The sequence below is a fragment of the Chryseobacterium sp. HNCC26DJ240 genome (assembly GCF_057180485.1).
The window spans coordinates 148,686-163,181 of record NZ_JBXUGK010000006.1; the positions used below are offsets into that span (position 1 = coordinate 148,686).

At 36.0% G+C, this 14,496-nt stretch carries 14 protein-coding genes; 3 read left to right on the plus strand and 11 right to left on the minus strand.

Annotation, left to right across the window (positions count from 1 at the left end):
- Positions 1 to 21: 21 nt before the first annotated feature.
- Together metG and AC2A1G_RS13165 are read left to right on the plus strand one after the other, a co-directional pair.
- Complete coding sequence (gene metG, locus AC2A1G_RS13160) at positions 22 to 2,058, plus strand: methionine--tRNA ligase (protein ID WP_484047373.1); 2,037 nt, start codon at positions 22 to 24, stop codon at positions 2,056 to 2,058.
- A 35-nt stretch (positions 2,059 to 2,093) separates the two neighbouring features.
- Positions 2,094 to 2,777: a hypothetical protein gene (locus AC2A1G_RS13165; RefSeq protein ID WP_484047374.1), complete on the plus strand. Its 684-nt coding sequence runs from the start codon at positions 2,094 to 2,096 to the stop codon at positions 2,775 to 2,777.
- 107 nt (positions 2,778 to 2,884) lie between these two features.
- On the opposite strand, the gene AC2A1G_RS13170 is transcribed toward AC2A1G_RS13165, so the two are convergent.
- The 7 genes from AC2A1G_RS13170 to AC2A1G_RS13200 all read right to left on the minus strand — a co-directional run bounded on the left by AC2A1G_RS13170 (position 2,885) and on the right by AC2A1G_RS13200 (position 10,643).
- Positions 2,885 to 3,361 carry a hypothetical protein gene (locus AC2A1G_RS13170; RefSeq protein ID WP_484047375.1) on the minus strand — a complete coding sequence of 159 codons (477 nt, stop codon included), beginning with the start codon at positions 3,359 to 3,361 and terminating at the stop codon, positions 2,885 to 2,887.
- Positions 3,362 to 3,505: 144 nt separating this feature from the next.
- Positions 3,506 to 3,988, minus strand: a complete 483-nt coding sequence (locus AC2A1G_RS13175; RefSeq protein ID WP_484047376.1) for a hypothetical protein — start codon at positions 3,986 to 3,988, stop codon at positions 3,506 to 3,508.
- A 96-nt stretch (positions 3,989 to 4,084) separates the two neighbouring features.
- A complete protein-coding gene (locus AC2A1G_RS13180; RefSeq protein WP_484047377.1) occupies positions 4,085 to 4,789 on the minus strand; it encodes a class I SAM-dependent methyltransferase in 705 nt (234 codons plus the stop codon).
- 668 nt (positions 4,790 to 5,457) lie between these two features.
- Positions 5,458 to 7,116, minus strand: a complete 1,659-nt coding sequence (locus tag AC2A1G_RS13185; RefSeq protein WP_484047378.1) for an MFS transporter — start codon at positions 7,114 to 7,116, stop codon at positions 5,458 to 5,460.
- A 30-nt stretch (positions 7,117 to 7,146) separates the two neighbouring features.
- Positions 7,147 to 8,274 (minus strand): HlyD family secretion protein, encoded by a 1,128-nt coding sequence (locus AC2A1G_RS13190; protein WP_484047379.1) that lies wholly within the window; start codon positions 8,272 to 8,274, stop codon positions 7,147 to 7,149.
- Positions 8,275 to 8,398: 124 nt separating this feature from the next.
- Positions 8,399 to 9,709 (minus strand): TolC family protein, encoded by a 1,311-nt coding sequence (locus tag AC2A1G_RS13195; protein WP_484047380.1) that lies wholly within the window; start codon positions 9,707 to 9,709, stop codon positions 8,399 to 8,401.
- Positions 9,710 to 9,797: 88 nt separating this feature from the next.
- Positions 9,798 to 10,643 carry a helix-turn-helix domain-containing protein gene (locus AC2A1G_RS13200; protein ID WP_484047381.1) on the minus strand — a complete coding sequence of 282 codons (846 nt, stop codon included), beginning with the start codon at positions 10,641 to 10,643 and terminating at the stop codon, positions 9,798 to 9,800.
- A gap of 70 nt (positions 10,644 to 10,713) precedes the next feature.
- On the opposite strand from AC2A1G_RS13200, the gene AC2A1G_RS13205 reads away from it, so the two are divergent.
- Positions 10,714 to 11,187, plus strand: a complete 474-nt coding sequence (locus AC2A1G_RS13205) for an Mpo1 family 2-hydroxy fatty acid dioxygenase (RefSeq protein ID WP_484047382.1) — start codon at positions 10,714 to 10,716, stop codon at positions 11,185 to 11,187.
- A 288-nt stretch (positions 11,188 to 11,475) separates the two neighbouring features.
- Here the strand turns inward: AC2A1G_RS13205 and AC2A1G_RS13210 are convergent, their stop codons facing one another.
- From AC2A1G_RS13210 to AC2A1G_RS13225, 4 genes are all read right to left on the minus strand, one after another.
- Entirely contained in the window at positions 11,476 to 12,543 is a 1,068-nt protein-coding gene (locus tag AC2A1G_RS13210; RefSeq protein ID WP_484047383.1) for a DUF2891 domain-containing protein, read from the minus strand.
- A 137-nt stretch (positions 12,544 to 12,680) separates the two neighbouring features.
- Positions 12,681 to 13,058: a hypothetical protein gene (locus AC2A1G_RS13215; RefSeq protein ID WP_056078994.1), complete on the minus strand. Its 378-nt coding sequence runs from the start codon at positions 13,056 to 13,058 to the stop codon at positions 12,681 to 12,683.
- A gap of 156 nt (positions 13,059 to 13,214) precedes the next feature.
- Positions 13,215 to 13,913, minus strand: a complete 699-nt coding sequence (locus AC2A1G_RS13220) for an SAM-dependent methyltransferase (RefSeq protein WP_484047384.1) — start codon at positions 13,911 to 13,913, stop codon at positions 13,215 to 13,217.
- Positions 13,914 to 13,984: 71 nt separating this feature from the next.
- Complete coding sequence (locus AC2A1G_RS13225; protein ID WP_484047385.1) at positions 13,985 to 14,455, minus strand: low molecular weight protein-tyrosine-phosphatase; 471 nt, start codon at positions 14,453 to 14,455, stop codon at positions 13,985 to 13,987.
- Positions 14,456 to 14,496: the final 41 nt, after the last annotated feature.

Consider the following 14,496-nt stretch of genomic DNA (forward strand, 5'->3'; position numbering starts at 1 on the left):
CATCTAAATTTTAGTATAATAATGTCAAATAAAAAATTGATTACGGCGGCTTTGCCTTATGCAAACGGGCCGGTTCATATAGGGCATTTGGCGGGTGTTTATATTCCTGCTGATGTCTATGCAAGATTTCAGAGAAGATCAGGAAAAGATGTTGCTTTTATCTGCGGAAGTGATGAGCACGGAATTCCTATCACCATCAGAGCTAAAAAAGAAGGTGTTACGCCACAGGATATTGTTGATAAATACCACGAAATAATCAAAAAATCATTTTCTGATTTAGGAATTTCTTTTGATGAATACTCAAGAACGACATCGACTAATCACCGGGAAACAAGTCAGGATTTCTTTAAAGTGCTTTACGAAAAAGGAAAGTTCACAGAAGAAATGTCTGAGCAATATTTTGACGAACAGGCTAATGAATTTTTGGCTGACCGATATATTGTTGGAACTTGTCCAAACTGTGGAAACGACAATGCTTATGGCGATCAGTGTGAGAAGTGTGGCACTACCCTTTCTCCATCAGAATTGATTAATCCAAAATCAATGTTGAGCGGTAACGTTCCCATTTTAAAAGAGACAAAAAACTGGTATTTACCTTTAAATGAATATGAAGATTTCTTAAACGAATGGATTATTGAAGGTCATAAAGACGACTGGAAAACCAACGTTTACGGACAGGTAAAATCTTGGTTAAACGACGGCTTAAAACCTCGTGCAATGACCAGAGATCTGAATTGGGGTGTTCCGGTTCCTTTGCCAAATGCAGAAGGTAAAGTACTTTACGTTTGGTTTGATGCTCCGATTGGTTATATTTCTTTCACCAAAGAATGGGCTGAGAAAAACGGAAAAGACTGGAAAGATTATTGGCAGAGCGAAGAATCAGATTTGGTTCATTTTATCGGAAAGGATAATATTGTGTTCCACTGTATTATTTTCCCTGCGATGATGAAGGCTCACGGCGATTTTATCATGCCGAAAAATGTTCCTGCTTTTGAGTTTTTGAATCTTGAAAACGATAAAATTTCAACCTCAAGAAACTGGGCGGTTTGGGCACACGAATATGTGGAAGAATTCCCTGGGCAACAGGATGTTTTGCGTTATGCATTGCTTTCTTCAGCTCCTGAAACGAAAGATAACAACTTTACCTGGAAGGATTTCCAGACGAAAAACAATTCAGAATTGGTTGGAATTTTTGGAAACTTCATCAACAGAGTTGCCGTTTTAATTCATAAATATTATGATGGAATTGTTCCTCAAGGTGATGTAAATGCACCGGAATTACAGGAAATAAATAAATCAGCAAAAGAAATTTCAGGTTTCTTAGAAAACTATGAATTTAGAAATTCTCTGACGGCTTTAATGAATTTGGCTCGTTTTGGAAACCAATATCTTCAGGCTGAAGAACCTTGGAAAACCATTAAAGATAATCCTGAAAAAGCGGCACATTCATTATTTGTCGGAGCTCAGATTGCGGTTGCATTGGCGCAATTATGCGAACCGTTTATGCCTTTCAGTTCTGAAAAATTATTGAATATGTTCAATGTTCAGAAGTCTGATTGGAACGATGTTGAAACAAAATCTGTTTTAATTGAAACCGGGCACAAAATCAACGAAGCTTCTCTTCTTTTCTCAAAAATTGAAGACGATGTGATCGATTTTCAAATACAGAAATTAGAAAATACCAAACAAAGCAATAAAAAAACAAACCCTAACGCAAACCCAATGAAAGACGAAATCACTTTTGATGATTTTTCTAAAATCGACCTTAGAACTGCTACTATTTTAACGGCAGAAAAAGTAGAAAAAGCAGACAAATTATTAAAATTCACAGTCGATACAGGCGTAGATGTAAGAACCGTAGTTTCGGGTGTTGCAGAAAGTTTTTCACCAGAAGAACTGGTTGGAAAGCAGGTGATGATTTTATTAAACCTGGCTCCGAGAAAAATCAGAGGAATTGAATCTCAGGGAATGTTTTTGCTAACGACAAAACCAGACGGAAAATTATCTTTCGTTACTCCTGACGATAGCAATGTCGAGAATGGGATTGAAATTGGATAATCTTATTTAACAAATATAATCATGGGCATTTTCGGATGCCCATTTTTTTTATGGTAAACAAAAATGTTTTAAGAAAACTTTCAGACCGGGAACTGGAAAATTACCTAAAACCCTCAACCCGTTTTGTTCCCGAAGCGATTCAGATGGCATTTGAAATTCTTGAGGAAAGAGGTCGAATTTTCAGCCAGGCAGAAAAAGATTCGGTTCAGGCAATTATTCAAAATAAAAAACAGACGGAAGAAGATCAACTCAACGAAGAAAAGGAATTGTGGAAAGATCACATCACAACTGACCAGAATGCCGTACAGCTTTTCCCGAGAGAAATTATTTTAATCATCAGCGTATTTTTAGGAACGATTCCGGGAAGTATATTATTAGGATTGAATTTTATTAAACTTAAAAAATTCGGCGCTGCAATTCTCACATTCGTTTTTGGGTTTGCGTTTATACCGTTTCAGAATTTTCTTGTTCCTTTAATCTATGAAGCCAGTTCTACTAGCTTTTACAGACTTAAAAAAAATCCTGAATTTTTCCTTTCCTGTTTTGGAGCATTGATTTTATTGGTGCTTTGGGTATCTTGTATACCGAAAAAGTTACCCTATAAAGCAGGATCATATCTAATTCCTGTTGGAATTTCTGTAGTGATGATTGTAGTAATTTTAATCAATCCTAATGAGTGGTTCTCAAATTACTTCCTCAACAGTTTTATGAGAAATTAAAATGCTCTTTTTACAAAAACAATATAAGTAAAACAGAAAACACATCAAATTGATGTGTTTTTTGTTTTGAAATTTATCTTATACAGATTGATCAGAAACCAAAATTATTATTTATAAAATTTACTCAATTTCGTCACCAGATGAATCGAACACCTGGAAGAATTGTCATCGTCTTCCTGAGTGAGATACTGATAAGGAGACGAAGATTTTCTCCATAAAAAGAAACCATAATTCACGTTTTCAAATTTATGTCGCATCAGATTGGTCTGCACATCTACTATCTCTGGGATAATTGATGTTATTATTACTGTTATCTGCTTCAGTTTTTTTGATTTATTGTAAGTAATACGCATCAATTTATTTTCCGGCCCTGTAAAATAATAGTTGACGTCTTCATCATCTGCACTCTCTGAAACCTTGTCATAGTTTGCTTTTTTCATAAACTCAATTACATCTTTTTGTTTTGAGTTCTCGGCGATATCTTCAAGGAAAGCGAGTGTAGTGTTTTCAAATTTTTCCTGGGCATTCAATGCTGTTACAGCAAACAAAAATACCAAGACTGATAATAAAAGATTTTTTTTCATGGTGTGAAGTTTCAGATTATTAATATCACAAATCTAACCTATCATTTCATCAAAAAAAATAGCCCAAAAGGAGTATTTTTTTGAATAAAATAAAGACTTTTAGATTAATTATTAGATTCTGTCTGATCAATTATACAGACAATATTATTTTACAAAACTTGAGCTATCCTTGGTAAAAAGCATAATCATGCTTACCTGGTCATTATCTCCTCTCGTATTCGTGGCCAATTGGTAAGGATAATTTTTCTTTTTATACATTACTTCCTCACCAGATTTTGAAATTACTTCAAAGTTTTTTTCTTCCAATTCCATATCAGAAAAAACCCGAACAGCTGTAGGTATTAAAATGGTAACAGCTTCTAATTTTTTAGAACTGTTAAATCCAATATAAACTCTACGCATATAAGGACCCTTAAATACAAAGGCATCCGTTCCGTCATCATCAAACTCTTCTACAAATTCATAATCATTTTCTTTCATAAAGGTTTTAATTGTAGAATAATTGGCTTTGAACGCTACTTTTTCTAAAATCGCCAAGTCATCTTTTTTAAAATTTTCCTGAGAATAAAAGAGAGTTGCAAGAAAAAGTGAGAAAACGAAAATTAATTTTGTTTTTAAATTTTTCATGGTTATTAGTTTTACTATATGCAAAACTAAGTCATCTTTAAATGAAAAAAAATACCCCAAAAAGAGTATTTTTTTGATAATTAAATAAGTTTAAAATTACCTTTTTGTCAATCTCGCCAGATAAGAATCTTCATCCTGCAAAACCATTTCTATTTTAAAATCATTATTTTCTGCCGCATTCTGTAAAGTATTGAAGTCAAGATACAGCCATTTGATGGGATCTTCAGACTCGCCCTTGTAATGCACTATGTAATCAAGCTCGCCATAATATCCTTCCGCAGGAATAAAATAGCCACCGTCTTCATCTTCGTCATACATATAAAGAATATCAGTACTGTCAATGAGAATCTGACCGCTTTTACCAATCAGATCATACAGTTTTTTAAGGTAAATATCAATTACATTCAGGCTTTGAAAAATCCCTGTTCCATTCATCAGCAGCAGAATGGTATCGTAATTTTCACCCGAAAAAGTGAGCATATTTTCTGCAACTGCATTTTTAATTCCTCTCAGTTGACAAATCTCAATGGCTTTTAGAGAAATATCCAAAGCTGTAACGTCGAGATTTTTCTCATTCTGAAGATAAAGAGAATGCGAACCTGCTCCTGCTCCAATATCCAAAACTTTTCCTTTTGCTAATTTCAAGGCTTTCTGTTCGATTTTATTCATCTCTTCAAAATCTCTGAAAAGGTATTCCACCGGAAGTTCATCGAGCTCAGAAATTGAAGTTTCGGTTTGCAGATCTTCAGGATTTTCATTGTGGTAAAAATCCCAGATTGCACGTCCCATTAAGTCTTTCATAGGGTTTGATTGTGAGTGCAAAGATAATTTTTTTAATTCTTTTCTTTTTAAATCTAATCTTATCAATGATCATTTTTTATGAGAAAGTTTGTCTCTACCCTGCAAGGCAATTTCTCATCACCGGGAAAGGTTCTTACTAGGGTGCAACAGACTTTCAGTGCTTCCCGCAAGGTGTTACTAGGGTGCGACAAGCTTGTAAGGTCTCCCGCAAACCTGTTGCAGGGGTGCAGGGACCTTTCTGGCAGGGCTTTTTTCAATTTTAACCTAAAATATGGTGATTGTTACAAAGAACGAGATTGAACAGTACAAAATTCTGACAATTTAAATTTAAGATTAAAATTACAGCAAGTCAATTTCAGATATAATCAGATGCTTTGAATGTTGAAATGATATTTTAATCTTTTAAAAAATTCAGATTAATTAAGATTGAACTCCTACGGAGTTCTGTTCATAATGGGTTTATTCTTTCTACACAGATACTGCTCCGCTGGAGCAGTTACCCAAACAGTATATTCAAAGATTAGATAATACAAATCCCAGAATCCCAAACCCCGTATCTCGTATCAAACACTCAACACACGAATCCCGCACCCCGCACCCCGCACCCCGCAAAAAACAAAGCCCCATTTTCCTAAGAAAAACAGAGCTTTGTACGAAAACAAGGTAATTTATACCGCAGAACCTACGCCGTCTTTCAGGCTTTCTGCGAGTTTTTTTCTTTCTCTTAAACGTCTTCGGGCAACGACAGATTTGCCTCCAAAAATCCTTACCAGTTTATCTAAAGTGAATCTTGGATATCCGAAATGGTGCGTCATCACAAAAAGCAAAACTCCAAAACCGGCAAGAATAACGTAGCCAAAGAGTTTTTTGTTGGCAATAATTATTGCATTCAGCTGAATCGTTTTTAAACTTAAATTAGGTTGTGCATTCAAAGTCATTCCATCCATATAAACCGCTAAGTCACCCAAGCTTTCGATTTGAAACTGATACTGCGTCCAGGAAAATAAAGCGGAGAAAAAACCGGTCGTTACGAAAGTTCGCCACAACAGAAACAGACCGATAGCGGGAAGCATCTGGCTGATATCGATTTTATCTAAAGCATAATACCAAACGGATATGTAAAGTGCCACCATCCCAAATCCTTTCAAAATCATCGGGAAATACCAGCTTTCATAATTGAATTCGAGCACCATCGAAAAGTACATGATGATACAGTAGGCTACCATCGCCGAGAAACCAAAGAAGATGAAAAGCTTAAGTTTTTTTTCTTTTTTAAACCAATAGACCGCCAATGCTCCGGCGGCTATCATGCCGGGAATCATCATCAAATTGACTTTTGCATTCGTCAATTGATCATAACCCAAAACCCCAACCGAAAATATATTCTGAAGAGATGTTGTTGCCATAAACATTCCTAAACACAACAAAAGAAAAAGCCCGACCTGAACGTTGTTTCGGGAGAATATTTCAAATGACAGATAAGGTCTTTTTAAGGTAAACTGACGAATAACCATCAAAGCGAAACTCACAAAAGCGGCAATACTGGCGTTGAGAATATTTTTAGAATGAAACCAATCCTGCTGTTTTCCAAATGAAAAAACATAAGCTGAAAACATAAAAGTCGAAATAAACAGAACAATACTTAGCCAGTCGATATAATGCAAAGGAACTTTGAGAGCAAAATACTTATCGTGCATCACCACCCAGCAAATCATCGCTACTACGAAACACAGAATCGCCACGAAAATGAGAAACTGCCGCCAGTTGTATTCAATAGAAAAGTCGGTAGCATAATAATTGGTAACCTGTGTAATCACGAGAATAAACGTATAAAAAACACCATAGAAAATACCTCTACCACCCATCATTGCCATCAACGGAAGAAATACTTCAATGGTAATAAATGTCTTGCAGAATCCCAAAACCAGCGACACAAAAACGATGACCATCGGCTCTGAAGTCGTTGCATTGATATAACTGAAAACTCCCAGGAGCAGAAGTAAAATCACCACTTTATCCCTTACTTTAAAACGCATTTTAGCCCGCAAAACAATAGGCATTGCGGCTCCCATTCCTACAGTTGTGGCGTAGTTTGCCCACATAAAATATTCGCTCATCACTCCGGTATCGCCCACCATATAGCTTAAACTTCCCGTGTAAACTCCACTCACCGGCATTGCGATAAGCGTCAGCAGGAAAATCACAAAAAGCTGTAACGGCTTCGGAACCCAATGACTGAAAAGACCTTGATTGTACATAATTTTTATTTTTTGGCTGGAAGTTGGAAGATGGGTGCTGGAAGTTTTTGAATGATGTACTTCCATCATCCCGCTTCCCTCTCTTTAACCTGACTCTTTTTACTTTTTACTTGGTTCTTTAATAACTACATTCATATTCATCCCCGCACTCAGTTTCGCCACATCTTCTTTTTTATTGGAATCTGTAAACTCGATTCTTACCGGAATTCTCTGTTGCACTTTGATGAAATTACCTGTAGAGTTATCTGTCGGAACGCTTGAGTATCTTGAACCGGTTGCTGCAGAAACTGCGGTAACGATTCCTTCAAAAGATTTTCCGCCTAAAGCATCGGCAGTCATGGTCATCTTCTCTCCTATTTTCACATTCGGCATTTGGCTTTCAAGGAAATTTGCTGTTACCCATTTTTGATTGTTGAGAACGATGGTTCCAACTTGCTGTCCGGGTTGAATTAACTGTCCTTCAGCAATCATTCTTCTTCCCATCACACCGTCGTACGGAGCAGTAATTACCGTGTAAGAAAGATTAATTTTTGCCATATCCAAAGCTGCCTTTGTTCTTTTGATTTCCGCATCGTTGATTCCTAATTTAGATTTCACTTCGGTAGTTGAAAGATTGGCAGACTGCTTTTGGTTGACCAATGTTTCGTAAGCTGCTTTTTGAGCATCATACTCGGTTTTCATTTGATCAAACTGCTGTCTGGTAACAGCTTCTGAAGCTAAAAGATTTTTGTATCGGTTTAAATTCTGCTCGGCATTCCAAAGTCGGGCTTTTGCTCCTGCAATGTTGGATTCCATCACGCTGACGTTGTTTGAAACAGTATTTACAGAAGTACTGGTTGCCGATCTTTGAGCCAAAGCATTCTGATACGCTGCTTCCGCCTGTCCGAGCTGGGTTAGGATTTCTCTTTCATCTAAAATCACCAGAGTATCACCTTTTTTCACCTGTTGATGTTCGATGAATTTAATTTCTTTAATGTAAGCCGAAACTCTTGTGTTGATAGGATTAATAAACTCCTCCACCTGAGCTGCTTCAGTGTAAGTCTTATCTCCAATATGGAAATACTGACGTACGAGCCACCACAAACCAAAACCAATCACCGCAAAAACAATGATGTTTGAAATGATTGCTCTGATTTTATTCTTCCTGGCTTCTTTTTTCTTAATGACCGCGCTTGGTTTTTCGGCAGCCGGTTGTGTGTTTTCTGTATTTTGTTCCTTGTTTTCCATTGTTTTGATTTTCAGTTTTGATAAATTGAAAGTTTTTTAACGCAAAGTGCGCAAAGTTTTTTTGAATACTAACTGTTTTTAAGTTTACAAAGGCGTAAAGTCAGCTAAGCCCGCTGAACATATATTATAATGTTCCCGTAGATTTCAAAAGATTGTAATATTGATACAATACGTTGATTTCTGCATTGGCAAAATCCAGTTCCGATTGTAGTTTCTGGTTTTGGGCATCCAGCATTTCTGCCTGTACAGCCAATTGATTGAGGTATTTTGCTTCTGTGATGTTGTAGTTTTCGTCAGCCAGATTTTTAGCATCATTTAAAATCTGCGCCTGCTGAATAGCTTCCTGGTATTTCACATACGCTGCATTTACCGTCATATCAATATTTTGCTGCACCAAAGTGAGGGATTCATTAGCCTGATTTTTTTGCAGTTCGCCAAGCTTCACTCTTTCTTTGGTTTTATACAGATTATCGATGTTATAGCTTAAAGAAATTCCACCTTGCCATCCGTTTCCGTACATATCCAAAACCGGAGTTCTGGTAGTAATTGGTCTTTGCACATTGTAACTTCCATAGCCTGAAATGGTTGGCATTTTATCTGTATTGATAATTTCGATATTCTTTTCAGCCACCGAAATATTTGTTTTTGCAGATTTCATTTGCGGATTAGAATCATGGGCAAGATTTAGATAATATTCCATGCCAATACCTATTTCTTTATTGTCTAAATCTTCGGTAGGAACAATTTCTGTATCTAAAGGAAACCCGAGAGCTGTACTGAGATTGTAATTAAGGATTTTCTTATTGTTGGTTAAGGTTAAAATTCCCTGATCCAGATTTTTGATATTCAATTCACCACGGATGACCTCGTTTCGTGTAATCATGCCCTGCTTGTAAAAATCTTTGATGTTTTGTAGTCTTTTCTGAGCCAGTTTTTTGTTATTCTGAAAAACCTGTTCCTGATTGATAATTTTATAAATATCGAGATAATTAGAAATTACCAAAAACTTCACATCCTGTTGGTTTTTCTCTAAGTCTAATTTTGAAAGTTGCTCACGAAGTCCCGCCATTTCGATAGACTTATTCACCAATCCACCCTTAAAAATAAGCTGAGTAGCCTGCACCGCATATGTACTTCCATAATGCGGCATTTCAATTTTAATGGAATTTGAAAAATTTTTATCGATTGCAATAGAATTCCCCAAATAAAACTGGCTTGTAGAAGCTGTAATGGTAGGGAGTTTCTGCAATTTGGCAATATCAATATTTTGTTTAGCAATATCAATATTCTGGGCAGAAACTTTAAGTTGCTGTTGATTTTGAAGCGCTAATTGGGCGACTTCACTGGCGGTCATTTGTTTTATGTTCTGAGAAAAAAACAGCACAGGGAATACTGCCGCCAAAATTGACAGTGCTGTTTTTATTTGCTTAATCATTGTACCTTGTTTTACAGTTGCAAAGTTAGGACAAGCATAAGCTCAAACAAATGTTTGATTTTTGGAAAAAGATGTTCAAATGTAAGATTCAGCCTTCAAACTGATTTCTGTAATGACTTGGGCTTTCGCCTAAATGCTTCTTAAAAAAATGAGAAAAGGAATACTGATCACTGAATCCCAAGCCTGCAGAAATCTCTGAAACAGGCTTCTTAGACGAGTTTAAAAGTACTTTTGCTTCATTGATTATAATTAAAGCAATAATCTGACTTGCAGAGCGGCCGGTAATACTCTTCACTACAGCAGAAAGATGTCTGGTTGTAATGGACTGGCGTTGCGCGTAAAACTCAACTGTGTGTTCGTGAAGATGAAATTTAGCTACATCATTTAAAAAAAGAAAAACAATTTCTTCCTGTCTCGACATCTGATTCATAGACTTATTGTCTTCATTGGCAATAATCCCCGCCATTTGGTAGCAGAAAACCGAGAAAAGATGCTCCACTATCTCTTTTTTGTAGGTCATTTCGGTCTCAGAATCGAGAATATATTTCAGGAAATTGACGCTTTTCCACACTACATCCATATCATCCTGATGAAAGGGAACGCCCACATTCATCTGCTGACGGAAATAACGATACGTTATTAACCTATTGAATTTCAAAGATAGAGTTGAAATAAAATCTCTTTTATAAGAAACCATTCTCGACTGAAAATCATCACTTACAGAAATCAGTTCGTATACCGTTTGCGGGTCGGTAACCATAAACATATTGGCAGAAAGCTCGAGATCGCTGAAATGTTGCCGCAACTTAATAGAACCGCTTCTAATAAAGATAAAAGCAGGATTATCGGGACGGAAAGGTTTGTCGGCAGAGATTCTTTCAAAGATGTTGTGCTGCGTAAAAATCTCGACCCCGAATTTTTCTAATGCAGACATATAGCAAATGTAAACAATCTGTCTTCCGATTGCAAAAATTTATTATTTTAGTACACCCAAATTCAAAACCATGAGAAAGATTGATTTGCTTTTTGCTGAATACGCCGAAAGCCACAGAAACTCCACCAACAAGCTGATTCACTGGATCTGTGTTCCCTTGATTTTCTGGACGATTTTAGGATTTATTTCATACATTCCTACACCCAATATTTACCTTAAATACTTCGGATTTCTAAGTATCGCAAGCTTTATTGCTCTGTCTCTTGTCACAGTATTTTATTTCAGATTATCATGGAGAATTGCACTCATCATGCTTTTCGTCATGCTTTTAATGGAACATTTCGTATCTCTGGTAAATGTAAGTTTTGGAAGAAAATCGTGGTTAATTTATCTTGCCGTTTTCGTTGCGACATGGATTTCGCAGTTCGTTGGGCACAAAATTGAAGGCAAAAAACCGTCATTTCTTAAAGATTTACAGTTTCTTTTGATCGGACCTATTTGGTTGTTGAGTTTTCTTTTGAAGAAATTAGGAATTCGATATTGATTTTAATTTATACTTAAACGCAAGGTTAGACGAAGATTTCTTTAAATATTGCGAATATTTTTAAGATAAACAATGGCGTTTCACTTAGTAACTAAACACCAAGATTTTGTTAGATAATTACTATCAACTTTTACCACAAGGTGCACAAAGGTTTTTCACGAAGATCACTATATCCTATGTACTTTGTGAAATTTCTTAGTGTTCTTTCTGGTAAAAACACTTGATCAATTTGCCGTGAACAAACACTTGATTTAAAATAAATATATTTATCAAATTTAACTGCAGAAATCAGTCCTCCAAAGCATACACTGCAAAGCTTGCCAGCCAATGATCTCCGCCGTAATTTCCCTGAAATAATAATGGAAGTCCGTTGTTTAAAAAGATGGTTGCTGTTTTTTGGAATTCTTTTTTTAATGGATGATTGTCGGGAAGCGATTTCGCAATTCCTTTCATGCACCATGCTTTCGTGAAAGATAAACCAACGAGATGAACAGTTTGATAATCGCTCAAATCACTTACTACAGGAATTTTTTCGATGTTTTCCAAACTTCTTTTTTCATAAAAGTTATCAAGCCACTTTACAAATTCTTTTTGAGGAAAAATTCTGCGCATTAAATCGGCAATTTCAAGACTTGGCGAGAAAAAATCTGAACCGTCAGGTTCGAGATACGCTGGTGTTTTTGTATTGTTTAAATAAAAATATTTTGCTTTTTCAATCAGTTCATTTTCAAAAGCTTTGTCACCAGTTACTCTCGCCCAATCGAGCGCAAAAACCATTGCGAATGCGGTGTTTGGATGAACTCCGGTTCGGTTTGGATAGGTTTGTTTCGGCAGATAGGTCTTCCACGAATTGAGAATTTTATCCGTTAGAGGTTTCAAATTCTCATGCCATATTTTAGCTTTTGGATGATTCCATGTCATCAGTTCTTCATCGAGTTTCAACAGCCATGCCCAGCCGTAAGTTCGCTCGAAAGTGGTTGTCAGTTGATATTTTGTAAAATAATCTGCTTCCACCTGAAGGTTTTCTTTCTTAAATGAGTTGTCTAAAATCGTTTCAATATCTTTAGCAACAGACAAATTGGGTTTTGTTTTTAACAGTCTAACCAACATCCAATGCCCATGAACAGATGAATGCCAATCGAAGCAACCATAAAAACTGGGATGCAAATCTTTAGGACTTAAAGAAACTTCAGCCTCGTTATTAATGATATGCGCCGTCTTGTTTGGATACTCCTGATTGATGCAATGAAGTGGTTTTTCTGAAAGTTTCACCGCCATTTCATCGGTAAGTTTCGGGACATCCTGAGCGAATATTGAAAATGGTAAAAATAGTATTGCTAAAAAACTCTTTTTCATTGCATAAAAATATTAATTATTAACTTAATGAAAGTCACAAAATCGGTAATAATTTTAAGAAGCGAAACTGAAAATAGCATAAAAAAACATCCGAGTACTAGAAGTATTCGGATGTTTCCTTTGCAATAACAATTTAATTAAGCATTAAAATGTGTCTTTACCGTCTCTAAAACCTGCTCATCAGACATTTGCTGTGAAGTTTCAAGAGTAATCTTTAAATCTTTAAACTGTGCCGTATCGTGAAGATGTTTTTTCAGTTCTTCCTGAATCGTTCCCGGACCTGTGATCAAAACTTCTTCTGAATTGGTAAGCAAATGCTCAACTTCTTTGAAGAATTTAACCTTATTGGTTTGCTCTGCATTATTTCCTGCATTTTCACTTGAGTTTCCATGTTGGATAATCGCTTTTACCGGACTGCAGAGAAAGAATTTAAATGCATTCTGAGCATCATGATTTTTTACCACTACCGCCTTTTGCGTATCAATCCAAAGACCAGCTAATTTTTTGTCAGACATATTTTATTTTTTTGATGTTATATCTGTACAATGACAATAATGGTGCTAAAGGGTTGTTAAGGGCTGTTAAATTATAAATGAGAATGAATAACTGCTATAATGTTCTCAAAACAACATTACAAATCTGCTGAATTGGTCTCATCCGTCAGAATCAGATTACTTTCCCAGAACAAACACTGCCGGAATTTTATGCAGTTCAGGCTTCTGTTTCTGCCAGTCTTTGATGGTTTTGGTTTTGATAAATTCAGTTTCCGGATCGTTAATATTGGCAGCGATGCAAAGTTTTGTATTTGCTGGAAGAAATTTTAAAAGATCTTCAATGAGTTGGTTATTCCTGTAAGGTGTTTCCATAAAAATCTGTGAATAACCCGTTTTCTGAACCAGATTTTCCAAATGAAGAATCTGTTTTTTCTTTTCTGCTTTATCGATTGGAAGATATCCGTTGAAAGTAAATTCCTGTCCATTAAATCCACTTGAAATCAAAGCTAAAATAATCGAAGATGGTCCTGAAATTGGTACCACCTTAATATTTTTCTCATGACACCACTTCACCATCAGATTCCCTGGATCAGCGATACAAGGCAATCCCGCTTCTGATAACAAACCAAAATCCTGACCTTTCAGCATCAGGGTCTGAGCTTCCTTGATATCAGCATTTTCTGTGTATTTATCAAGCAAAAACAGTTTTAAATCTGCCTGCTTTTTTTCGGGTGCAAAAAACTTCACGACTTTTCTGGCTGTCTTTTCGTTTTCAACAAAAAAATAATCAGTCTGCATGATATATTCTTTAATCACAGGTGAAAAGTGTGTAATCGAAGTGTTTTCTGAAAGATATGCCGGAAGTAGGAAAAGCATGTTTTAAGGTTAAGGTTAAGATTGAGGTTGAGGCTAAGTTTAAGGTCTAAAAATTAGAGTAAGATTTTGATTTACCTGGAGTTGGAGGTTTCTTTTTGAAGATTTTCTGCGATGATTTCACAGGCTTCATCAATTTGTCTGTACACCTGATCAAAACCTTCAGAACCACTCCAGTAAGGATCGGGAACTTCGTTGGGATGTTGTTTTAAATTCAAATCATTCATCAATAGTGAGACTTTTTGTCTCTGCTCATCACTTTTAGCTAAAGATAAAACATCTCTCAGATTATTTTTATCCATGCAGAAAATTCTGTCGTATTCATCTAAATCATGAGATTGGAAATGTCTTGAACGCTGTTTTGAAATATCCAAACCGTTTTTTAAAGCCACTTCAACCGATCTTTTATCGGGAGCATTTCCTTCGTGCATATTGATAGTTCCGGCAGAATCCACCTGAAAATCTGCGGGAAGTTTTGATTTTAATATTCCTTCAGCAAGGGGGCTTCGGCAGATATTTCCGAGACAAACCATTAATATTTTCATTTGAGATTTGAGATTTGAGATTTGAGATTACAAAAATAAAA

Bases quoted from the DNA above. Each gene is read 5' to 3' on its own strand.
- metG (WP_484047373.1), top strand. From the start codon at position 22: ATGTCAAATAAAAAATTGATTACGGCGGCTTTGCCTTATGCAAACGGG.
- AC2A1G_RS13165 (WP_484047374.1), top strand. From the start codon at position 2,094: ATGCCCATTTTTTTTATGGTAAACAAAAATGTTTTAAGAAAACTTTCA.
- AC2A1G_RS13170 (WP_484047375.1), bottom strand. From the start codon at position 3,361: ATGAAAAAAAATCTTTTATTATCAGTCTTGGTATTTTTGTTTGCTGTA.
- AC2A1G_RS13175 (WP_484047376.1), bottom strand. From the start codon at position 3,988: ATGAAAAATTTAAAAACAAAATTAATTTTCGTTTTCTCACTTTTTCTT.
- AC2A1G_RS13180 (WP_484047377.1), bottom strand. From the start codon at position 4,789: ATGAAAGACTTAATGGGACGTGCAATCTGGGATTTTTACCACAATGAA.
- AC2A1G_RS13185 (WP_484047378.1), bottom strand. From the start codon at position 7,116: ATGATGGAAGTACATCATTCAAAAACTTCCAGCACCCATCTTCCAACT.
- AC2A1G_RS13190 (WP_484047379.1), bottom strand. From the start codon at position 8,274: ATGGAAAACAAGGAACAAAATACAGAAAACACACAACCGGCTGCCGAA.
- AC2A1G_RS13195 (WP_484047380.1), bottom strand. From the start codon at position 9,709: ATGATTAAGCAAATAAAAACAGCACTGTCAATTTTGGCGGCAGTATTC.
- AC2A1G_RS13200 (WP_484047381.1), bottom strand. From the start codon at position 10,643: ATGTCTGCATTAGAAAAATTCGGGGTCGAGATTTTTACGCAGCACAAC.
- AC2A1G_RS13205 (WP_484047382.1), top strand. From the start codon at position 10,714: ATGAGAAAGATTGATTTGCTTTTTGCTGAATACGCCGAAAGCCACAGA.
- AC2A1G_RS13210 (WP_484047383.1), bottom strand. From the start codon at position 12,543: ATGAAAAAGAGTTTTTTAGCAATACTATTTTTACCATTTTCAATATTC.
- AC2A1G_RS13215 (WP_056078994.1), bottom strand. From the start codon at position 13,058: ATGTCTGACAAAAAATTAGCTGGTCTTTGGATTGATACGCAAAAGGCG.
- AC2A1G_RS13220 (WP_484047384.1), bottom strand. From the start codon at position 13,913: ATGCTTTTCCTACTTCCGGCATATCTTTCAGAAAACACTTCGATTACA.
- AC2A1G_RS13225 (WP_484047385.1), bottom strand. From the start codon at position 14,455: ATGAAAATATTAATGGTTTGTCTCGGAAATATCTGCCGAAGCCCCCTT.